At 68.4% G+C, this 20,855-nt stretch carries 22 protein-coding genes; 6 read left to right on the top strand and 16 right to left on the bottom strand.

Annotation, left to right across the window (positions count from 1 at the left end):
- Positions 1-206: 206 nt before the first annotated feature.
- Positions 207-536: a YegP family protein gene (locus ACN5W5_RS15690; RefSeq protein ID WP_420049426.1), complete on the top strand. Its 330-nt coding sequence runs from the start codon at positions 207-209 to the stop codon at positions 534-536.
- Between the two features lie 54 nt (positions 537-590).
- Here ACN5W5_RS15690 and ACN5W5_RS15695 read toward each other — a convergent pair whose 3' ends face one another.
- Positions 591-1,475 (bottom strand): heme-dependent oxidative N-demethylase subunit alpha family protein, encoded by an 885-nt coding sequence (locus tag ACN5W5_RS15695; RefSeq protein WP_420049427.1) that lies wholly within the window; start codon positions 1,473-1,475, stop codon positions 591-593.
- Positions 1,472-2,365: a LysR substrate-binding domain-containing protein gene (locus ACN5W5_RS15700; protein ID WP_420049428.1), complete on the bottom strand. Its 894-nt coding sequence runs from the start codon at positions 2,363-2,365 to the stop codon at positions 1,472-1,474. Before ACN5W5_RS15700 ends, ACN5W5_RS15695 begins: the two co-directional genes overlap by 4 nt.
- A 100-nt stretch (positions 2,366-2,465) precedes the next feature.
- Between ACN5W5_RS15700 and ACN5W5_RS15705 the strand changes: the two genes are divergently transcribed.
- From ACN5W5_RS15705 to ACN5W5_RS15715, 3 genes are read left to right on the top strand one after another with little or no spacing between them, the layout of a single operon-like run.
- Entirely contained in the window at positions 2,466-3,146 is a 681-nt protein-coding gene (locus ACN5W5_RS15705) for a Bax inhibitor-1/YccA family protein (RefSeq protein ID WP_420049429.1), read from the top strand.
- A gap of 29 nt (positions 3,147-3,175) precedes the next feature.
- Positions 3,176-3,565: a TerB family tellurite resistance protein gene (locus ACN5W5_RS15710; protein ID WP_420049430.1), complete on the top strand. Its 390-nt coding sequence runs from the start codon at positions 3,176-3,178 to the stop codon at positions 3,563-3,565.
- 2 nt (positions 3,566-3,567) lie between these two features.
- The gene (locus tag ACN5W5_RS15715) at positions 3,568-3,975 is read left to right on the top strand and encodes a hypothetical protein (RefSeq protein ID WP_420049431.1); all 408 of its coding nucleotides are present in this window, start codon (positions 3,568-3,570) and stop codon (positions 3,973-3,975) included.
- Between the two features lie 27 nt (positions 3,976-4,002).
- Here ACN5W5_RS15715 and ACN5W5_RS15720 read toward each other — a convergent pair whose 3' ends face one another.
- From ACN5W5_RS15720 to ACN5W5_RS15760, 9 genes are all read right to left on the bottom strand, one after another.
- Complete coding sequence (locus ACN5W5_RS15720; RefSeq protein ID WP_420049432.1) at positions 4,003-4,764, bottom strand: sulfite exporter TauE/SafE family protein; 762 nt, start codon at positions 4,762-4,764, stop codon at positions 4,003-4,005.
- A 243-nt stretch (positions 4,765-5,007) separates the two neighbouring features.
- A complete protein-coding gene (locus ACN5W5_RS15725; RefSeq protein WP_290972829.1) occupies positions 5,008-5,313 on the bottom strand; it encodes a metal-sensitive transcriptional regulator in 306 nt (101 codons plus the stop codon).
- A 12-nt stretch (positions 5,314-5,325) separates the two neighbouring features.
- On the bottom strand, positions 5,326-6,375 hold the full coding sequence (locus ACN5W5_RS15730; protein ID WP_420049433.1) for an SLAC1 anion channel family protein: 1,050 nt from the start codon (positions 6,373-6,375) through the stop codon (positions 5,326-5,328).
- A gap of 45 nt (positions 6,376-6,420) precedes the next feature.
- A complete protein-coding gene (locus tag ACN5W5_RS15735; protein WP_420049434.1) occupies positions 6,421-6,657 on the bottom strand; it encodes a YgaP family membrane protein in 237 nt (78 codons plus the stop codon).
- A gap of 33 nt (positions 6,658-6,690) precedes the next feature.
- Positions 6,691-9,975 carry an efflux RND transporter permease subunit gene (locus tag ACN5W5_RS15740; RefSeq protein ID WP_420049435.1) on the bottom strand — a complete coding sequence of 1,095 codons (3,285 nt, stop codon included), beginning with the start codon at positions 9,973-9,975 and terminating at the stop codon, positions 6,691-6,693.
- Between the two features lie 9 nt (positions 9,976-9,984).
- Positions 9,985-11,172: an efflux RND transporter periplasmic adaptor subunit gene (locus tag ACN5W5_RS15745; protein ID WP_420049436.1), complete on the bottom strand. Its 1,188-nt coding sequence runs from the start codon at positions 11,170-11,172 to the stop codon at positions 9,985-9,987.
- A 115-nt stretch (positions 11,173-11,287) separates the two neighbouring features.
- The gene (gene alr / locus ACN5W5_RS15750) at positions 11,288-12,418 is read right to left on the bottom strand and encodes an alanine racemase (protein ID WP_420049437.1); all 1,131 of its coding nucleotides are present in this window, start codon (positions 12,416-12,418) and stop codon (positions 11,288-11,290) included.
- 181 nt (positions 12,419-12,599) lie between these two features.
- The gene (locus ACN5W5_RS15755) at positions 12,600-13,628 is read right to left on the bottom strand and encodes a DUF6976 family protein (RefSeq protein WP_420049438.1); all 1,029 of its coding nucleotides are present in this window, start codon (positions 13,626-13,628) and stop codon (positions 12,600-12,602) included.
- A gap of 8 nt (positions 13,629-13,636) precedes the next feature.
- On the bottom strand, positions 13,637-14,365 hold the full coding sequence (locus tag ACN5W5_RS15760) for a hypothetical protein (RefSeq protein WP_420049439.1): 729 nt from the start codon (positions 14,363-14,365) through the stop codon (positions 13,637-13,639).
- 471 nt (positions 14,366-14,836) lie between these two features.
- Here ACN5W5_RS15760 and lplT point away from each other — a divergent pair, with 471 nt between their 5' ends.
- The gene (lplT, locus tag ACN5W5_RS15765) at positions 14,837-16,120 is read left to right on the top strand and encodes a lysophospholipid transporter LplT (RefSeq protein ID WP_420049440.1); all 1,284 of its coding nucleotides are present in this window, start codon (positions 14,837-14,839) and stop codon (positions 16,118-16,120) included.
- A 30-nt stretch (positions 16,121-16,150) separates the two neighbouring features.
- Here lplT and ACN5W5_RS15770 read toward each other — a convergent pair whose 3' ends face one another.
- Positions 16,151-17,251 carry a hypothetical protein gene (locus ACN5W5_RS15770; RefSeq protein WP_420049441.1) on the bottom strand — a complete coding sequence of 367 codons (1,101 nt, stop codon included), beginning with the start codon at positions 17,249-17,251 and terminating at the stop codon, positions 16,151-16,153.
- A 172-nt stretch (positions 17,252-17,423) separates the two neighbouring features.
- Here ACN5W5_RS15770 and ACN5W5_RS15775 point away from each other — a divergent pair, with 172 nt between their 5' ends.
- The gene (locus tag ACN5W5_RS15775; RefSeq protein WP_420049442.1) at positions 17,424-17,906 is read left to right on the top strand and encodes a glutathione peroxidase; all 483 of its coding nucleotides are present in this window, start codon (positions 17,424-17,426) and stop codon (positions 17,904-17,906) included.
- Here ACN5W5_RS15775 and ACN5W5_RS15780 read toward each other — a convergent pair whose 3' ends face one another.
- From ACN5W5_RS15780 to glcF, 4 genes are all read right to left on the bottom strand, one after another.
- Positions 17,907-18,665 carry an LrgB family protein gene (locus ACN5W5_RS15780; protein WP_420049443.1) on the bottom strand — a complete coding sequence of 253 codons (759 nt, stop codon included), beginning with the start codon at positions 18,663-18,665 and terminating at the stop codon, positions 17,907-17,909.
- Positions 18,662-19,027: a CidA/LrgA family protein gene (locus ACN5W5_RS15785; RefSeq protein ID WP_420049444.1), complete on the bottom strand. Its 366-nt coding sequence runs from the start codon at positions 19,025-19,027 to the stop codon at positions 18,662-18,664. Before ACN5W5_RS15785 ends, ACN5W5_RS15780 begins: the two co-directional genes overlap by 4 nt.
- An 18-nt stretch (positions 19,028-19,045) precedes the next feature.
- On the bottom strand, positions 19,046-19,459 hold the full coding sequence (locus ACN5W5_RS15790) for a DUF3597 domain-containing protein (protein ID WP_177136810.1): 414 nt from the start codon (positions 19,457-19,459) through the stop codon (positions 19,046-19,048).
- A 164-nt stretch (positions 19,460-19,623) separates the two neighbouring features.
- The gene (gene glcF, locus ACN5W5_RS15795) at positions 19,624-20,853 is read right to left on the bottom strand and encodes a glycolate oxidase subunit GlcF (RefSeq protein WP_420049445.1); all 1,230 of its coding nucleotides are present in this window, start codon (positions 20,851-20,853) and stop codon (positions 19,624-19,626) included.
- Between the last annotated feature and the right edge of the window lie 2 nt (positions 20,854-20,855).

The following is a 20,855-nucleotide window of genomic DNA, read 5'->3' on the forward strand; positions in this document are numbered from 1 at the left end:
GTTTCCCATCTGGCGAATGACCTTCCCGGTCGCAGGGTGGTAGCCAGGGTGTCGCTCAGCGCCACACGGCAAGGGCATTTGTCACGCGCCGATGCCCTGAGCGCCGATTCGTGGCGCCGGGCTCGACCGGGGGGCTGTTCTGTGGTGCGCGCCCGACCTATCATCCGGCTGCTTCGGCACTCTTCAATCACCAACCAGGAGCAGACATGGCAGGCAGCTACGAACTGGGTTCCAACGACAAGGGTCAGTTTTCCTTTGTCCTGAAAGCGGGCAACGGCGAGGTGATTCTGCGCAGCGAGCAATACACCAGCAAGGCGGCGGCGGAGAACGGCATCCAGTCGGTGCAGGCCAACTGCGGTGACGACGCACGCTATGAGCGCAAGGACGCGTCCGACGGGCGCTGCTACTTCAACCTCAAGGCCGCCAACCACCAGGTGATCGGCACGAGCCAGATGTACAAGGCGGCGGCGGGGCGTGACGCTGGCATCGAGTCGGTGAAGACCCACGGCACGAGCACCACGGTCAAGACCGTCTGATCGCCGCCGTTCGCCGACAAGGCGACCCGCGGGTCGCCTTTTTTCATGGGCGGTTCAGGCCCCGATGGCACCGAGTTCGGCACACAGGCGCTCGCGCACCGCGCCCATGCCCCGGTAGGCCACCACCGCCTCGCTCATCGAGGCCAGCGCTTCGGCCAGTTGCGCGGCGCGCCCGGGCCCGGCACCCAGCGCCTCGGTGAGCGGGCACACCATCACGCGGATGAAAAACACGCCGCGCTGCAACGCCGGCAGCGGCAGCGTGGTCTGGCGCTCGACGCGGTAGAACACCTGGTCGATCAGCCGGCCCGAAGCGCCCGGTGCGTCGGCCGCGGCGAGCGCGTCTTCCCAGCGGGTGCGGCGCGTCTCGGGGTGTTGCGGCAGGTCGCCGCTGGGCGTGAGCAGCCAGACGTGGCGCAGCATCGGCGCCTGGCGAAAGGCCATGTCGACGATGCCTTTGCCGCCCGCCTGCAGCAGCGCGTTGTCGGCCACGGGGGCGTGGATGGCGGCAAAGTCCAGCCCGTGTTTTTCGGCCGGACTCCAGTTCGACGGGAAGCACACTGACAGGAAGCGGGTGCGCAGGGTGCGTGCACCGGCCTCGCCATCGGGCTCGTCGTGCAGGATCACGAAGTCTTCCTGCAGGCCCAGCGCCAGCGCGTCCGCCTCCGGCGCGAGCACGACACCGGTCTGCGCCGCATAGGCGTCAGCGATGGCCTGCAGCACGGCGGGGTCGGCCTGGCCGATCTGGCAACGCACCCGGTGCGCCTGCAGCGCCGCCCGTTTGTGTCCGGCATAGGCGCTGGCGAGCGCATCGCGCACAAAGAGCGCGGGGGTCTCGGCCGGAGCATGGCCGCCCGGAGCCAATCGCGCGAGCCCCGGGCGCATGCGGAACGGGCTGCTCACGGCCCAGGGCACCTGGGTGGCGGAAGTCAGGGTGTTCATTTCAGCGCACCCCCGGCATCGAGCAGCTTCTGCACCAGCGGGTGCTGCACCTTGCGCGCTGTGCCGATGGCGTAGTAGTGCTCCTGCACGCCCTCGCAGGAAGCGAACCACCGCAGGCCATAGCCCTGCGAGAGCTTGTCGCGCATGCGTTCGGAAGCGGGGAACACCCCCATGCCCGACGACCCGAAGGTGGCGAGCAGGGCGCTGTCTTCAAACTCGCCCACCACGCGGGGCACCACGCCCTGCTGCTCGAACCACTGGTCGATGCGCAGGCGCACCGAGGCGTGTGAACTCGGCAGCAGCACCGGCACCTCGGCCAGGCTGTGCGGGAAGTTGTCGCGGGCCCGGTCGAACCACGCCTCGGGGGCGTACCAGCACAGCGGCGAGGAGCCCATGGCGTGGCTGTAGAGCTTGAGGTTGGGATTGGCGGGCGCGGGCCGGTCGGACAGCACGACGTCGAGCCGGTGCAGGGCCAGATCGGCCAGCAGGTCGTCGAAGTCGTCCTCGTGGCACACCAGGCGCAGGCGCGACTCCTCGAGCGCCGGGGCCAGCAGCTCGCGCACGGCGAGTTTGGCCAGGCCGTCGGAGATGCCGACCACCAGGCGCACGCTGCTCTGGCTGGTGGCGTCGCGCACAGCGCCGGGCAGTTGCTCGCCGAGCTGGAAGATCTGCTCAGCCACCTGCAGCGCCGCTTGCCCCGCCTCGGTGAGTGCCAGACCGCGCCCGGCGGGCTTGAACAGCGCGTGGCCCAGCGACTGCTCCAGCAGGCGCACCTGGGCGCTGATGGTCTGCACCGCCATGCCCAGCCGTTCGGCCGCATGGGACATGCCGCCCTCCTTGGCCGTGACCCAGAAGTAATACAGGTGCTTGTAGTTGATGTCCTGACTCATACTTCGCCGTTAACTGATTGAATGTTCGTTATTGTCTGCTTTTTCAGAACTCAATGCAGCCCTATCTTCGAGGCTCCCTGTTCACCTCTGGAGAACCCTCATGGAACGCACAACACGCCACCCTTCCCTGCCTGCCCGCCCTTCGCTCACCCTGGACCGCCCGCAGGTGGCCCGGGTGCTGCGCAACACCTACGCCCTGCTCTCGCTCACGCTGCTGTTCAGCGCTGGCGTGGCCGCACTGGCGGTGGCCGGCAGCTGGCCCGCGCCCGGACTGGTGATCACGCTGGTGGGCTACTTCGGCCTGCTGTTCGCGGTGCACAGGCTGCAGAACAGCGGCTGGGCGCTGCCCGCCGTGTTCGCACTCACCGGCTTCATGGGCTACACGCTCGGCCCGCTGCTGACGCACACGCTGGCCCTGCCTGGCGGCGCCGGCACCATCGTGGCCGCGCTCGGCGCCACCGGAGCCACCTTCGTGGCGCTGTCGGCCTATGTGCTGACGACACGGCGCGACTTCAGCTTCATGGGCGGCTTCCTGTTCGCCGGCCTGGTGATCGCGCTGGTGCTGGCCGTGAGCGCCTATTTCTTCCAGATGCCGGCCCTGGCGATGGCGGTGTCGGGTCTGGTGGCGCTGCTGTCGGTGGGCCTGATCCTGTTCGAGACCAGCCGCATCGTCAACGGCGGCGAGACCAACTACGTGCTGGCCACCGTGGGCCTGTTCGTCTCGGCCTTCAACCTGTTCACCAGCCTGCTGAGCCTCATGGGCATCGGCAGCAACGACTGACTCCATCCAATCACAGCAAGGAAATGCACATGCAATCCCTTCCCGTCAACAGCCCGCAAGCCGCCGCCCGCGTGCTGGCCATGGCCCTGGTGGCCGACGGCCACTACTCGATGACCGAGCTCCGGGCGCTGGACCGCCTCGACGCGCCCGCCCGTCTGGGCTTGAGCCCGGAGGCATTCAAGGACGTGCTCGACCGGTTCTGCCAGGACCTGCTCACCATCGGGAACGGCCGCTGGACCGGGACGGTCGATGCCGCCACGCGCGCGCAGCTCATGGCGGAAATCACCCGGCCCGACTTGCAGGACCTGATCGCGCAGCAGTGCGAGGCCCTGACGCTGGCCGACGGACACCTGGCCGACGGTGAGGCGGACCTGCTGGATGCGCTGGGCGTCGCCTGGCGCCGGCCGGTGGGGGTCTGACCATGAAGACACTGATCTGGAGCCTCACGGCCCTGCTGGCCGCCGCGTGGACCGGACTGGTGGCCCTGACCCAGCAGCTCGCCGCCTGGCTGCTGGGCACCATGGACGCCGGTGCGCTCACGCAGGCGGGCGGCGCGGTGGGTGGCTGGTCGGTCCCGGCAGCGCCGGCCTGGCTGGCGCCATGGGTCAACACCGCGGAACTCGCCACCCTGCAGGCCCTGGCCGCCGACATGGTGCAGTGGCTGGGCGCGGTGCTGCCCTCGGGCGATGCGCTCATGGCCTGGGTCGGTCCGCTGTTGTGGGTGGGCTGGGGCTTCGGCCTGTTGACACTACTGGCGGTGGCGAGCCTGCTGCACTGGCTGGTGGGGCGGTTCGCCGGGCCGACAGCGCTGCGGGGCGCGAACGCCTGAAAGGAAACACACGCCCTCCCGCGCTGGTCAGCCCTTCCAGAAGAACAGTGCGCTCATCACCAGCCCTGTGACGATCACGCCGCGGCGCACCCAGGCCGCTGGCAGGCGTTTGGACCAGCGGGCGCCGAAGAAGCCACCCGCGGTGGCCGCCACCATCATCAGCAGCCCGGCTTTCCACGCAATCGCGCCAGCGATCACGAAGGCCGCCACCGACAACCACGACAGCACCAGCGAGTTCAGGTTCTTCAGCGCGTTGACCGTGTTCAGCCGCGTCTCGCCGGCCACGGTGTAGAGCGCCATGAGCAGGATGCCCAGGCCGCCGTTGAAATAGCCGCCATACACCGCGACCACGGCCAGCGCCGGTTCGCGCCAGCGGGCCAGACCGTGGCCTTCGGCCGACGCCGCCTGCGCCCGCCGGGCGACGGCCGGGCCAGCGGCAAACAGCGCCGTGGCGAACAACAGCAGCCAGGGCACGATGCCCGAAAACACCTTCGCGGGCGTGACCAGCAGCAACAGGGCGCCACCGATGCCCCCCAGGGCCGAGATCAGCATCTCGCGCCGCAGGCGCCGGGCCGGCAGTTCGCGCAGTTCGGCTTTGAAGCCGAGCGTGCTGCCCAGGTATCCGGGGCTGACCGCGAGCGCGCTGGTGGCGTTGGCCACGATGGGCGGCACACCGGTGAACACCAGCGCAGGAAAGGTGAGGAAACTGCCACCGCCGGCGATGGCGTTGAGCACACCCGCAGCGAATGCGGCGGCGGCGAGCAGAGGCGAAGCGGTGAGAAAGTCCATGCACCGATTATTCCGGGCGACCCGCGCTCGATTGCCTGCATGGCGGACAAAACTGTTCCGCAACAACCCTGCACCCTGCGTCACATCTCCGGAGCACAGTGTCCGAGCCGGGAACGCGGCGGGGTTGGGGAGCTTCCTCCGGCGAGAAATGCCCACCCCAGGATGCGGCGGAACCGGCTTTGCCGGGCCGCATCGCATCGCCCCCTGGAGGGGGTCGCGCGCAGCGCGGCGGGGGTGTTTCTGCTACCGCGAACGACCCAGCCGTGCCTGCAGGCGGTCGAGCACGTCGCTGATCGACTTGGCGTCAGCGATGTCGCCCGCCGGATGGGCCAGCTCGTGCTCGGCCACGGACAGGTTCAGACGCACATAGGTGCTGTCGAGCGCGTGGCGCGTGGCCAGCAGCTGCTGGGCGATCTTGGTGCAGTCGGCGCCGTCTTCGAGCAGCTTCTGCAGACCACGCACCTGGCCCTCGGCGCGGCGCAGGCGGTGCATGAGCTCGGCCTTGCGGTCAGCGGCCAGCGGCTGTGGCGGGACGGCGGCGTCGGTCATGGTCGAGCGGCTTCAGGCCGAAACCGGAATGATGTTGGCCACCGGTTCGGGCGCCAGCAGCGAGCCTTCGCGCAGGCCGCGCACGGTGGCGAAGCTGAGCCAGAGCACGATCATGGTGGTGGCCGCGAGCAGCAGCACGCCGGCGTTCTGCAGCACGCCGTGCCAGGCGCTGTCGGGCTGCAACTCGGCCAGGCGCAGGGTGAGCGTGGTGAAGGCGGCGAACGGGAACGACAGCGCCCAGAACGGCACCCCGAATGGCTGGCCGGCGATGCGGCGCACGACCGGCAGCAGCCACAGCACGAAGAACAGCGCCACGCCCCAGAGCGCCTGCACCGCCGCCACCGGCGCCTGCATCTGGATCAGCACCAGGCCGATCACCGCGGGCGGCGCGATGGTGATGAACCAGGCCGGCAACACGCGCTCGGGCAGCGGGCTGTGGGCGAGGCGCCGCGCCAGCACCAGCGTCAGCACCACCGGCCAGAAGAACACACCGATGCCCATCTGCGCGGCCGACCAGCCGTCGATGCCCAGCGGCAGACCCGCCAGCGGCGCGACCACGTTGCCCACCACCGGGATCAGCAGCACCGGCGTGACCGACGGCCACAGCCCCGTGTTGCCCGGGCCCTGGCCGGGCTGGGCCGCGGCGGCCGGCGAGATCCAGCGGCTCAGCACCCACAGCGTGGCCCAGAGCTGGGTGAGGCTGCCCGCCCACCAGAGCACGCGCCAGAGCGGAGCCAGACCGCCCTCGGCGCCCCCCAGCGCCACGCCCACGGTGGCCAGCAGCAGAAGCGACACCGGCAGCGCCGCCACGAAGGCGTGGCGCACCGGGTGCTTGAGGTCTTCGGCGAGCGCGGCGGGGTAGCGCGAGATGCGCAGCAGCGAAGCCACCAGCAACACGAGGAACACCAGCAGCGCGAGCGCGCCGATCACCAGCGCGATGCCGCTGGCCATGTCGCCCAGCACGCTGTGCGCACGGTGCCAGGCCAGCGTCAGGCCGCACAGGCCCATGACCAGCGCGAACCAGCCGGGCATGAGGAATTTCAGAGGGGTCGGCGAGGTCATGGTGCTATCCGTGCAAAGGGGAGGCCGCGATGCGGCACAGGGAGGTCAGTTGCACTTACCGCCGGAGCAGGAACCGTTGCCCTCGGGCACACCCAGCTTCTTGAACAGGATGGCGGGCGGGCAGAAGCCGGTGATGCCGGACTGGAACAGGTTGAAGCCAGCGAAGGCGGTCAGCGCGAGGAACCACTCGCTGACAAAGATCGGGCTGCCCGCGTAGCCCAGGGCCAGCGACAACATGACAACAAAGCCAGCCATGATGCGGATGTAACGTTCAACGGTCATTTCAAACTCCTAAGAGAACAGGTTGGAAAAAGATCAGGTGGCAGTGGCCGCCAGCGCTTCGTATTTGCGGCGGTACACCGCGTAATACAAGACCGGGATCACGACGAGAGTGAGCAAGGTCGACACGGCGATGCCGAAGATCAGCGACACGGCCAGGCCGTTGAAGATCGGGTCGTCCAGGATGAAGAAGGCGCCCATCATGGCGGCCAGGCCGGTCAGCGCAATCGGCTGCGCGCGCACCGCTGCGGACTGCACCACGGCCTCGGCAAAGGGCACGCCGCGCTGGGTTTCCAGCTCGATGAAGTCCACCAGCAGGATGGAGTTGCGCACGATGATGCCGGCCAGCGCGATCATGCCGATCATGCTGGTGGCGGTGTACTGCGCGTTCAGCAGTGCGTGGCCCGGCATCACGCCGATGATGGTCAGCGGGATGGGCGCCATGATGATCAGCGGCGTGAGGTAGCTCTTGAACTGCGCCACCACCAGCAGGTAGATCAGGATCAGGCCGACGCCGTAGGCAGCGCCCATGTCGCGGAAAGTCTCGAAGGTGATCTGCCACTCGCCGTCCCACTTCACCGCGTACTGGCGGTACGGGTCTTTCGGCTGGCTGATCCAGTACTCGCCGAGTTCGCCGGCGTTGGGCAGCGCGGCCTTGTCCATGGAAGAGCGGATGCCGAACAGGCCGTAGAGCGGCGAGTCGAGAGAGCCGGCCATGTCGCCGAACACATAGGTCACGGGCAGCATGTCTTTGGTGTAGCGCGGCTGGTCGATCACGCCGCGCTCCACCGTGACCAGCTCGGACAGCGGCACCATGGCGCCGTTGGCCGCCTTCAGGGGCAGGGCCAGCAGTGCGTCCAGGCCGATCTGCTGGTCCAGCGGCAGCTGCAGGCGCACCGGCACGGCGAACTTGGCGTGGCCATCGTGCAGGTAGGCGGCGTCCGAACCCGAGAGCGCGGCGTAGACGGTTTGCGCGATCACCTGCACCGGAATACCGAGCGATTCGGCACGCTGGCGCTGGATGCGCAGGAAGGCGCGTGGCGCGTGTTCCTTGAGCGAGGTGTCCACGCCCACGATGTCGGGCGTGGCCTTGTAGGCCTCGGCCACCCGCAAGGCGAGTTCGGCGCGGCCTTCCTGGTCGGGGCCGTAGACCTCGGCCACGATGGGCGACATGACCGGCGGGCCAGGCGGCACTTCCACCACCTTGACGCGAGCGCCGTGGCTGGCGGCGATCTTTTCCAGCTCGGGGCGGTGGCGCTGCGCGATGGCGTGGCTCTGCTCGCTGCGGGCGTGCGCGTCGATCAGGTTGACCTGCAGGTCGCCGCCTTCGGCTTCGGCGCGCAGGTAGTACTGGCGCACCAGGCCGTTGAAGGTGATGGGGCTGGCGGTGCCGGCGTAGCCCTGCACGTTGGCGACTTCGGGCTGTGCGGCGAGGTAGGCCGTCATGTCCTGCAGCGCGGCGGTGGTGCTTTCGAGCGGTGTGCCGGCGGGCATGTCCACCACCACCTGGTACTCGCTCTTGTTGTCAAAGGGCAGCATCTTCAGCACCACGCCGACGAACGAGTTGGGCACCAGCGCCAGGCTCACCGACAGCAGCAGCGCGCCAGCGATGCCGGCGGCCAGCAGCCAGCGCTTCTTCGCGCTCTGCAGCAGCGGCGTGAGGATGCGCGTGAAGCTGCTTTGCAGCGTGCGCGTGATCTTGCCCGGGCCGTGGGCAGCGTGGCCTTCGCCCGTTTTCGTCAGCTTGAGCGCGAGCCAGGGCGTGACGGTGAAGGCGATGGCCAGTGAGATCGCCATGCCCATGCTGGCGTTGATCGGGATCGGACTCATGTACGGACCCATCAGGCCGCTCACGAAGGCCATGGGCAGCAGCGCCGCGATCACGGTGAAGGTGGCCAGGATGGTGGGGCCGCCCACTTCATCGACTGCGCGCGGGATGATCACGCTCAGCGGCACGTCGGGTGTGAGCATGCGGTGGCGGTGGATGTTTTCCACCACCACGATGGCGTCGTCCACCAGGATACCGATGGAGAAGATCAGCGCAAACAACGAGACGCGGTTGAGCGTGAAGCCCCAGGCCCAGCTGGCGAACAGCGTGGCCGTCAGCGTGAGGATCACGGCCGCGCCGACGATCACCGCCTCGCGCCGGCCCAGCGCCAGACCGACCAGGATGATCACGCTGCCGGTGGCAAAGATCAGCTTCTGGATCAGCTTGTTGGCCTTGGCGGCGGCGGTTTCGCCGTAGTCGCGCGTGATGGCGACTTCCACGTCGTCCGGGATCACCGTGTTCTTCAGGTTGTCCAGCCGCTCGCGCACGCCAGCGGCCACGTCCACCGCGTTTTCACCGGGTTTCTTGGTGACGGTGATGGTGACGGCCGGGTGGTTCTGACCTTGTTGTCCCGCGTGGCCCACATCCGCGGCACCGGGCGTGAACCACACGTAGCGCTGCGGCAGCTGGGCACCGGCTTCCACGCGCGCGACCTCGCGCAGGTAGATCGGGCGGCCGTTCGAGACACCGACCACGATGTCACCCACGTCTTTGGCGTTCTGCAGGAACTCGCCGGTTTCCACCGACAGCATGCCGGGCTCGCCCGGGGCGGGGCTGGGGTTGACCACCGAACCCGAAGGCATCGCCTGGTTGGCCGAGGCAATCGCACCCTGCAGCGCCTGCACGCTCACGCCGCGCTCGCGCAGCCTGTTCGGCTCCAGCCACACGTGCACCGCGCGGCCGGGGCCGCCGATGGTGACCACCTCGCGCGTGCCGGGCACGCGCTTGAGTTCGGTCTCGACCGCGTGCGCCACGCGCTCCAGGTCCATCGCGCTTTGAGCGTCCTTCGTCCACAACGTGGCGGCGAGCACCGGCACGTCGTCGATGCCCTTGGGTTTGACGATGGGCGTGAGCACACCCAGGCCCTCGGGCAGCCAGTCCTGGTTGGCATTGAGCACGTCGTACAGGCGCACCAGCGCCTCGGTGCGCGGCACACCCACCTTGAACTGCACCGTGAGCACGGCCACGCCGGGGCGCGCCACCGAGTAGCTGTGTTCGATGCCCTGGATCTGCGAGAGCACGTGCTCGGCGGGCGCGGCGACCATCTTCTCCACGTCGGCGCTGGAAGCACCAGGGAACGGGATGATCACGTTGGCCATGGTCACGTTGATCTGCGGCTCTTCCTCGCGCGGCGTGACCAGCACGGCGAACAGGCCCAGCAGCAGCGCGACCAGCGCCAGCAGCGGCGTGATGGCGTTGGACTGGAAGGCCCGTGCCACGGAACCCGAGAAGCCCAGCTTCTCGGGCATGGATGGATCGTTGGGGTGGCTCATGCTGGCCCCTTATTTCGCTGCAGGCTGGGCACCGGCCAGACCGGCGCGCACCGGGTCCAGCGCCACGCGGTCACCGGTTTTCAGGCCAGCCAGTATCTCGACGCCAGCGGCTCCGTGCGAGGCACCGGTGCGCACCGCGCGCAGCGCGAAGCCTGCGGGCTGGCCCTCGCCGCGGGTGGCCACCACGTACACGCCGGTGAGTTCGCCGCGGCGCAGCAGCGCCGACTCGGGCACCACCAGGCGCTGGTTGTCGGGTTGCGCCGTGCCGCCGACAAAGCGCACACGCACCTGGCGACCAGGCACCTGGCTGGCGCCGTCGGCCGCGCTCAGGTCGAGCCGCCATTCGACCGTCTGCGACACCGGGTCTGCTGCGGGCAGGCTGGTCTTGCTCGCGGGCGCCACCCACTGGCTGGTTCCCGGCAGCTGCACCTCGACGCGCTGCGCCTGCTGGGCCAGCGTCTGCATCGAAGCCGGCACATGCACCACGGCACGGATCGGCTGCGGCGCATAGACCGTGAGCACCGGGGTGCCAGGCATGGCCAGCCCACCGGCTTCGGCGTGCGTCTGCAACACCCAGCCGTCGTAGGGTGCGGTCAGCCGCGTGAAGCCCTGGGCCACGCTGGCCTGGGTCTGGCCGGCACGGGCGGCGGCGGCAGCGGCCTGGGCGGCCTTGTACTGGGCCTGCGCCGTGTCCAGCGCGGCCTGGGCCAGGAAACCCTGGGCGCGCAGATCGCGCGAACGTTCGTAGGCCGCCTTGGCGTTGGCCAGGTTGGCATCGGCCTGGGCAAAACCCGCCTGCGCCTGTGCCACGCCCGCCTGGGTGGCTCGGTCGTCGATCACGGCCAGCACCTGACCCGCCTGGACGCGATCGCCGGCCTTGACCGACAGCGTGGCGATGCGGCCCGAAGCCTGGGCCGAGAGCACGCTCTGGCGCACGGCCTGCAGGCTGCCGTCCAGCTCCAGGCCGGCGCCCACGGCCTGCGCGCCCAGCGTCATCACCGGCACCTGGGGCCCGACGGCGGCCTGCGCCTCACCGGCCGCCCTGACCGACCCCGCCATCAGCACCGCCGCACCGGCGATCAGACTGAGCGACAGGGCGCCGAGCACGAGCCGGCGCTGGGCAGGCTGCCACTGCGCCAGCGCCAGGACGGTGGTTTTGAGGGGCTTTGAAACGGGTCGGGTGAAATGGACGGGCATGGCTTTCTCCTATACGGGTCGTAGTATACACACATACCCCCAGGGGTACAATAGCAACCGAATCCCAAAGCAGGGATATTGCGCCTTTGCCTGGACCGCCCTGCCCCTCAGCCGATCACGGCGGAGGCGAAAACGGCACCCGCGGCGCCACCGCGCACAACAGCTCGTAAGCGATCGTACCGGCCGAAGCCGCCACTTCATCCGCCGCCAGCACCGCCCCCGAAACCGAGCGGCCCCACAGCACCACCTCGGTCCCGAACCCGGCCGGCACGCCCGCCGCGTCCAGCGGTGACAGGTCCACCGCGAGCATGTCCATGCTGACGCGGCCCAGCACCCGGGTGCGCACGCCCGCCACCAGCACCGGCGTGCCGGTGGGCGCGTGGCGCGGGTAACCGTCCGCGTAGCCGCAGGCCACCACGCCCACCCGCATGGGGGCTTCGGCGGCAAAGGCCGAGCCGTAGCCCACGGTGTCGCCCCGCTGCAGCTGCTGCACGCCGATGAGCCGGCTGGCGAGGGTCATCGTGGGCTGCAGGTCCCAGCCCGCGGCGGTGTTTTCCGGGTAGTCGGGTGCGCAGCCGTACAGGGCGATGCCTTCGCGAACCCAGTCGCCGGCCAGCGTCGTCACGCCGTCGCCGCGCAGCGGGGTGCTGGCATGGCGCAGCAGGGCCGCGCTGTTGCACAGGGTGCGTTCGCCCGGCAGGTCGGCCGTGGCCTGCTCGAAGACGGCCACCTGGTGGGCAACGCCGCGTGGACCGTCGGCGTCGCTGAAGTGGGTCATGAGCGAGATTTCTTCCACCTGCGGCAGCGCGTTCAGGCGCGCCCAGGCGGCGCGGAAGGCGGTGGGTGTGAAGCCGAGGCGGTTCATGCCGCTGTTGAGCTTGAGGAACACGCGGTGCGGCACCTGTGTCTTGTGGGCTGCGAGCCAGTCGATCTGTTCAATACAGTGCACCGCGTGCCACAGGTGCAGGCGCGAGCACAGTTCCAGATCGCGCGGTTCGAACACGCCTTCGAGCAGCAGGATGGGGCCGCGCCAGTCCAGCGCACGCAGGCGTTCGGCCTCGGTCAGATCGAGCAGGGCAAAGCCGTCGGCCGAACGCAGCGCGTCAAAGCAGCGCTCGATGCCGTGGCCATACGCATTGGCCTTGACCACCGCCCAGACCCGGGCATCGGGCGCACGCACGCGGGCCTGGTTCAGGTTGTGGCGCAAGGCATCGGGGTGAACGGTGGCGAGAATGGGGCGGGGCATGGTGCTTGGGTGCGAAGTCGGGTGCAAAGGGGTAGCCGGAGCGACCGGGCCACGGGGATGAACCGGCTGACTTTCGCACAAATACGGCCCTCCACGTCAGCCTGCCCACCCGGTTCCAGGGCCCGGCTGGGTCGATTTCATCGGCCAGCAGCCGGCCTTCTGGAACCGGCCTCCGGCCCCTTCAGCTGCGTTCCAGGCTCACGTACACCAGGGTCTGGTTGAGCAACTGGTAGGCGATCTCGCCGAAGGTCATGGGCCCGGTGAGCGGGCCGGTGCGCTGCCCCTCCAGGTTGGCGTGCAGGTAGTTGAGGATGCAGTTGCAGCTCCAGCCGGCGGCGCGTGCGTCGGCCGGCAGACCCTGGCCGAATGCCCGGGCGGCGTCGGGCACGGGCTGGGCCAGCCGGTACTCCACGTCGTCGAACACCGGCGCGTAGAAGTCCACCTGCCCATGGGCAGCGTCCACCCCCTTGAAGGACACGTTGACGAGGGCGCCCGAGTAGTCGGCCACCAGGGGCAGACGGGTGTCGATGGCGCGCTCGCCCAGGTACTGGGCAAAGTCGCGCAGCTGGCCGTTGACGTAGGCCTCGCGCGCCGAAAAGCCGGTGGAGGGAAAGCGGATCGTGTCACCCGGCCCGGGCTGGAACAGGTTGACGATGTCGATGCGCGGATACACGCTCTCGGGCAGCGGCAGGTGCAGGGCCAGCGCCTGATCGCTGCGGAATTCCAGCGTCTGGCCATTGGCCACCACGGGCGCGGCGCTGCCCAGGTCGTCGAGGTGCACGCCGGCGATCCAGCCCACCAGGGGCTTGAGGTACATGTCTTCGTAGCTCGGCGCCTGGCGCGCGTACAGCGAATGCACGCCGGAGAACGCCGGAATGATCAACACGCTCAGGCCGTGCGCGGGCGCGTCCAGCGCAACCTGCTCCAGGTTCTGCTCGCCGTACCAGCGCAGCGTGGGCGCCGCGTCCAGCACGGGCAACTCGCTCACGAACAGCTTCTGGCGCGAGGCCTCGCCGCCGTCCTGCCCCATGAAATAAGGAATGCTGCCGGCGGTCCAGTTGCCGCGCGGCAACTGGCGCAGCAGGGCCTCGTCGGCGGCCAGGCACAGGACCGCGCCGCTGCGGATCGCCTGCGTGGCCTGCTCCAGGCTCATCAACACGCCGCTACCGGCTGGCACGGCGCTGGAAGATCGGGGTTGGGGGGTCGTCATAGGGCTCCTTACCCTTGGCGCAGTTGCGCGAGTTCGTGGGTGAGCACGCGTTCGTTCTTCACGAAGTAGCGGTGCAGTTCGCGCAGCTTGAGCAGGCGAACTTCCTCGTCGTTGATGAGTTCGAGCTGGGAGCGCACGCGGGTGAGCATGAGCTTGAGGCTGAGCACCTTGATGTCCAGACCCAGGTCGGCGTTGAGCAGGCGCAGCCAGACCGGATCGGTCAGGTCGGGCACGTTCGGGTGCCCGGGCTCGTCGGCCCAGGTCGCGCGGGGCACCACCGCCGGCTGCGCTGGCACGGGTGCCTCGGCGACCCCGCTGGGCCTGCCGCTGTCAATGGCGTAGCGGTAACGCCAGACGTCCTGCAGGCTCAGGTCCATCAGCGCGCACACCGACTGCAGCGACACGCCCTGGTTGAACAGTGCGAACACGCGCTGCGACAGCGCTCGCGTGAAGGGCATGCCCGGCTCGCCCAGCCACTCCAGGCCGGGGTGCTCCTGCCCCGGCGGCAACGCGACGTGCAGATGGCACTTGATCGGCCCGATGGACAGGTGGCGCCAGGAGCAGGTCAGCGTGGAAGCCGCCGGCTTGCGCTCGCGCCCGAACCAGCCGCGCTCCACCTCCGGCGCCACCCAGACGTCGCAGCGCCGCTTGCGTGGGTCGAACTGGTACTCGCGCACCTCCCAGGGGCGCTCGATCAACAGCAGTTGCCGCAGCAGCGCCTTGTCGATACTGATCATGGTGTTTGTCTCCTCGGTTGTTTGAATTGGGGTGAGGCCATCCGGGTGTGACACAGACACCCCGGATGCCGCCCGGACCGCAATTGCCGTTCCACGCCAGCCGACGGGCCGACGCCGCCCCCTGGAACGGCGGCCCACCGTGACGCTGTTCACGCCCAGCCCCACAACGCGCGGGCGCCACCGGGTCGGCCCGGCCCCAGGGGTGGCCCGGGCGGGCGCCGGGCGTTGGGCAGGCCCTGCGTTGCGAGGGAACAGCTGCGCCAAACTGGCACACGCGAACCGCCACAGCGGGAACTCCTCGGCACCCAAAACCGGCCCACACACGGCCCCACGGAATACACACTTGGTATTACAAGCTGTCACATTTGGCGTGCTATAACCAACACCTCATTGGAGACCAGAGGTCGCTCGCTCACCCATCCCCACGGCCTTCTGCCTGGGCCGTCAAGCCGCAAAAGACCAAAAAAATCCATGAAGCGCGGCTTCTACACCATCATGACGGCGCAGTTTTTCAGCTCCCTGGCTGACAACGCGCTGTTCGTGGCTGCCATCGAGTTGCTGCGTTCACGCGGCGCACCTGAATGGCAGAGTGCCGCACTGGTGCCCCTGTTTGCCTTGTTTTACGTGGTTCTGGCCCCTTTTGTGGGGGCGTTTGCCGACGCGAAGCCCAAGGGGCAGGTCATGTTCATCAGCAACGCCATCAAGGTGGCGGGCTGTCTGCTGATGCTGGTGGGTGTGCACCCACTGCTGGCCTACACGCTGGTGGGACTGGGCGCCGCAGCCTACTCACCCGCCAAGTACGGCATCCTCACCGAGCTGCTGCCGCCTTCGCAACTGGTCAAGGCCAATGGCTGGATCGAGGGCTTGACCATCGCCTCCATCATCCTGGGCGTGCTGCTGGGCGGGCAACTGGTCGCCCCCTGGATTTCGTCGCGCCTGCTGGCGATCGATGTGCCGCTGCTGCACACCGGCATCACGCACCCGGCCGAAGCGGCGATCGGCGCGCTGGTGATCGTCTATGCCCTTGCCGCCTGGTTCAACACCCGCATCCCGCTGACGGGCGTGACGCCCCGCCACATGCCCACGAACCCGCTGGCCCTGCTGCCCGACTTCTGGCGCTGCAACAGCCGGCTCTGGCGCGACCACCTGGGGCAGATCTCGCTCTCGACCACCACGCTGTTCTGGGGCGTTTCGGGCAACCTGCGCTACATCGTGCTGGCCTGGGCCGGCGCGGCGCTGGGCTACAGCACCACCCAGGCGTCATCGCTGGTCGGCGTGGTCGCGCTGGGCACCGCCGTGGGTGCCGTGGTGGCTTCGCTGCGCATGCGGCTGGACCAGGCCACGCGGGTGATGCCCCTGGGCATTGCCATGGGCGTGCTGGTGATCTGCATGAACTTCATCGACAACGTCTGGATCGCCGCGCCGTTTCTGGTGCTGCTGGGTGGACTGGGCGGATTCCTGGTGGTGCCGATGAACGCCCTGCTGCAGCACCGGGGCCACAACCTGATGGGTGCCGGCCGCTCCATCGCCGTGCAGAACTTCAACGAACAGGCCTGCATCCTCAGCCTCGGCGCGCTCTACAGCTTCTCCACGGCCGCCGGCCTGTCGGCCTTCGCCGCCATCACCGCGTTTGGTCTGGTGGTCGCGGGCTTCATGTGGCTGATCATGAAGTGGCACCAGCACAACCAGCGCGCGCACCCGCACGAACTCGAACGCCTGATGGAAATCGCACGCCGCGATGATCTCCATGGGTGACCCACCCCCGCGCCGCGCGGCGCGGGGGGATCAAAAACTGATATTGGTCTTTTCGAAACCGTCCAGGCTGACCAGGCGGTGCTGTGCGAGCACCTTGTAGAGCTCGCCCTCCCCCACCGAGCGCGACAGGTAGGCGTCGCTGCCCGCCAGGCCCGCCTTCAGGCGGTCCATGCTGCCCGCACTGGGCGCAAACATCACCACCACCGGGCTCTGCCCGTTGGGCAGCTTGCGCTGCTTGGCACTGCGACAGACCTGATAGGCGTCGGGCTCACCATTGAGCCGGTCGATGATCACCAGCCGGTAGGGATGGGCCTTGAGCATCGCCAGTGACTGAGCGGCCTCGCGCGACCAGTCGATGGCCAGGTTGTAGCGTTTGAAACGCTTGTGCAGGATGCGGCCTTCGACCAGGCTTTCAGCCACCAGCAGCGCGTCGCCCCGCTGGACGTCGGGCACTGGCGCCTTGCTGCGTTCGGCCGCGGAGCGTGTGGACCGCGAGGCCGTCGAACGGGCGACCGCCGTGAGCGTGGGCAACACATCCAGGCCACCAAAGTCGGTCAAACCCATCACCCCGGGTCGCGGCATGCGCGAAGGGCGCACCGCGACCGTCGGGTGGGGGGACGTGTGGGAAACGGGCGCCCCACGGCTGCGCACCATGGGCCGCGTGGGTGGAAACTCTGTGTCAACCGAGCGCGGCCGAAGCCGGGCAGCGGGCGCCAAGGGCACTTTGCGGTTGTCCGCCGGCTCGGTGAGCGCGAAGCCACGATCGGCGCCTTGAAGGGGTGACACCGGTGCATGGGCACTGTTTCGGGCAGCGGCCGGTTGCCTCACACCCACCAGTTCATCCATCGCCGCCAGCACCGACACCAGCTTGACGGGTTTGCGCTGCAGGGGCCAGCCTGTGCCCCCATCGTTGTGTCCCACCAGCAGCACCTTGCCCGGCAACTCGGCATAGCGCACGAGGTGCAGTGCCTGGGTGTTGTCCGCGTTGACGATCAGGATCTGTGCATCCATCACCTCGTCCTGAACGTTGTATGCAGGCGGCCGGCGAGCGGCCAGCCGGAAAAACGACTCGAAGGTCGCCGACTCGTTCTGCGCAAAACCCACCAGGGCCACTGTATAGGCAACAGCCATTCAAACGTCTCCAACGAACACAAAGGAACTACCGATCAAGAGTATGCCTATTTTTGGTGCATACCCTGAGGGGGTTAACGCTTCCCCGCGTGCGCGAACGTGATCCAGTTCCCGCGCAGCGCACAGGGTGTGTGCGATCTGCCATAGTGGCCCCTGCTTTTCAGGAGCCTCCATGCACACCATTTACGACTTCGACGCCCTGTCCATCGACGGGAAACCGGTCGCCCTTGAGCAGTTTCGCGGCCGTCCGATGCTCATCGTCAACACCGCCAGTGCCTGTGGCTTCACGCCGCAGTTCGGTGGTCTGGAGCAGTTGCACCAGACTTATGGCCCGCGTGGCCTGGTGGTGCTGGGCTTTCCGTGCAACCAGTTTGGCAGCCAGGACCCGGGCAGCAACGACGAAATAGCCACTTTCTGCCAGCGCAATTTCGGCGTCAGTTTCCCCATGATGAGCAAGATCGACGTCAATGGCCCCGAGGCCCATCCGCTCTACCAGTGGCTCGCGGCCGAAGCCCCGGGCCTGCTGGGCAGCAAAGCCATCAAGTGGAACTTCACCAAATTCCTGGTCGGCAAGGACGGGACGGTGATCAGACGCTACGCACCCCAGGACGCGCCCGAGAAGCTGGCCAAGGACATTGAAGCTGCGCTGATCTGATCAGATCCAGCTCAGCAACCAGCCCGCCACCAGTGGCAGCGCCACCGCGCTGAACAAGGCCGTGAGCCCCATCGCCAGGCCGGCAAAGGCGCCCATTTCTTCACTCACCAGAAAAGCCCGCGCGGTGCCGATGCCGTGCGCCGCGGTGCCGAGCGCGAAACCGCGCACCGTCGGGTCTTTGATGCGCAGCGCATCCAGCACATAGCGCGCGCTCGCCGCTCCCAGGATGCCGGTGCACACCACGAGCACGGCGGTGAGCGTGGGCAGGCCGCCGATCTTTTCGGCAATGCCCATGGCCACGGGCGCGGTGACCGACTTGGGCGCGAGCGACGCGATGGTGGCCTTGGACGCGCCGAGCGCCCAGCCCACACCGATGGCGGTGACCGTGGCGGCCAGCGTGCCCACCACCAGCGCACCCGCCATGGGCAGCCAGAGGCGCTTGACGCGCGTGAGCTGTTCGAACAGCGGCACCGACAGGGCCACGGTGGCCGGGCCGAGCAGGAAGTGCACGAACTGCGCACCTTCGAAGTAGGTGGCGTAGGGCGTGCCCGTGACCCAGAGCAAGGCACCGAGCACGATGACCGACAGGGCCACCGGGTTGGCCAGAGGATGGAAGCCGCTTCTGCGGTAGGTCACGAAAGCGCCGTGGTAGACCAGCAGGGTGACCGTGAGCCCCAGCAGCGGTGAGGCGGAGAGATAGACCCAGACATCGGCCAGGCGGTCGGCCGCCACACCAGCGAGGGGCAGGCCTTCGTTCATGCCTGGTCGTGATCAGCGGGTGGCGTCACACGCTTCATCAACCACGCCATGGTGAGCGCGGCGCTGGTCAGGCCCACCAGCGTGCTGAGCACCAGCGCCACGCCGATGGCCAGCGCCTCGTCGCCCAGGCGCTGCAGGTGCAGCATCACACCCACGCCCGCGGGCACGAAGAGCAGCGAGAGGTGTTGCAGCAGCGTCTGGGCGGTGGGCTTGATGGCGCCGAGCAGCGAAGGCCGCAGCACCAGCGCGAGCAGCAGCAAGGCCATGCCCACCACCGGGCCCGGCACCGGCGCGGCCAGCGCGCGCACCAGCGCCTCGCCGATGAGCTGGAACACGAGCAGGGTGGCGAGCGCGGGGATCATCCGAAAACGCTCAGACGCTCAGAGCAGCTCTTTCGGGATGTTGCCGCCGTTGGCAGCGATGTGACCCAGCACATTCTTGTGCAGCCACATGTTCATCTGGGCGGAATCGGCCATCTTGTCGTCGGGGCAGTAGAGCTCCTTGGCCAGTTCCTTGCGCGCGGCCAGGCTGCTGTCCAGGCCCAGCAGCTTGAGCAGATCAACGATGGAGGTCTTCCAGTTGAGTTTCTCCGGGTGCTTGGCGGCCTTCTCCGTCAGCAGGGCAACCACGTCCACCATGGCGATGGGGTTGACCACGGGCTCTGCCGGGGCCGCGGCGACCGGAGCGGGTGCTGCGGCGGGGGCCGGCGCAGCCGCAGGGGGCGGTGTGATGACGGGCGCAGCAGCGGCCTCTTTCATACCCAACTTTTCCAGGATGTTGCTGAAGAAACCCATGTCAAATCTCCAATGGCGTCGTGAACACAAAGCACGGCGCCAGACGCTGATGGCACCGCGGCCCCAGCTTATCGCCGTATGGCGACAGGGGCGTTACTTATTTGTATCGCCGTGGAGGCCGGGCGCGGGACAGGCCGGTGCCTGTGCGGAAATGCCTGACGGTGTCAGGCCAACGCCTCATCCAGCAGCTCGACCCAGTGCCGCACCGGCGTGGCCGTGCCGCTTTGCAGGTGCGTGATGCAACCGATGTTGGCGCTGGTGATCACATCCGGCTTCAGCTCGCTCAGGTGGCCGAGCTTGCGGTCGCGCAGCTGGTACGAGAGCGTGGGGTTGAGCACCGAATACGTGCCCGCCGAGCCGCAACACAGGTGCGCCTCGTTCTTCGCCACCATCACCGTGAAGCCCATCGCCGACAGGTGCTGCTCCACACCGCCTTTCAATTGTTGACCGTGCTGCAAGGTGCAGGGCGGGTGAAAGCCGATCACCTTCTTCGCGTCGGGTTGCTTCGCCAGCTTGGGCTTCAACACCGGCACCAGCGCGGGCAGCAGCTCGCTCAGGTCCTGGGTCAGTTCGCTGATGCGCGCGGCCTTGGCCGCGTAGGCCGCGTCGTACTGCAGGATGTGGCCATATTCCTTCACTGTCACGCCGCAGCCCGAGGCGTTCATCACGATGGCCTCGACACCGGCCTCGATGTGCGGCCACCAGGCGTCGATGTTGGCGCGCATCTCGGCCATGCCGCCGTCCTGGTCGTTCAGGTGGAACTTCACCGCGCCGCAGCAGCCCGCCTTGGGCGCGATCACGGTCTGGATGCCGGCGGCGTCGAGCACGCGCGCGGTCGCCGAGTTGATGTTGGGCATCATCGCCGGCTGCACGCAACCCGCGAGCATCAGCACCTTGCGCGCATGGGTCTGCGTCGGCCAGCGCCCGGCGTCCTGTTTGGCGGGCACCTTGTTTTTCAGCGAGGCCGGCAGCAGCTCGCGCACCAGTTGCCCCATCTTCATGGCCGGGCCGAACAGCGGCGAAGGCAGACCTTCCTTCAACAGCCAGCGCACCGCTGTTTCGCCCGCCGGGCGCGGCACTTTTTCGTCCACAATCTTGCGACCGATGTCGATCAGGTGGCCGTAGTCCACGCCGCTGGGGCAGGTGCTTTCGCAGTTGCGGCAGGTGAGGCAGCGGTCCAGATGCAGCTGCGTCTTGCGCGTCGGCTCGGCGCCTTCGAGCACCTGCTTCATCAGGTAGATGCGGCCCCGCGGGCCGTCCAGCTCGTCGCCGAGCAGCTGGTAGGTCGGGCAGGTGGCGGTGCAGAAACCGCAGTGCACACACTTGCGCAGGATGGCCTCGGCGGCGCGGCCATCGGCGCGCGCCTGGTATTCGGGGGAGAGCTGGGTTTGCATGT

The sequence above is a fragment of the Hydrogenophaga sp. ZJX-1 genome, from assembly GCF_048590325.1.
In the GTDB taxonomy this organism is placed as follows: Bacteria; Pseudomonadota; Gammaproteobacteria; order Burkholderiales; family Burkholderiaceae_C; genus Hydrogenophaga.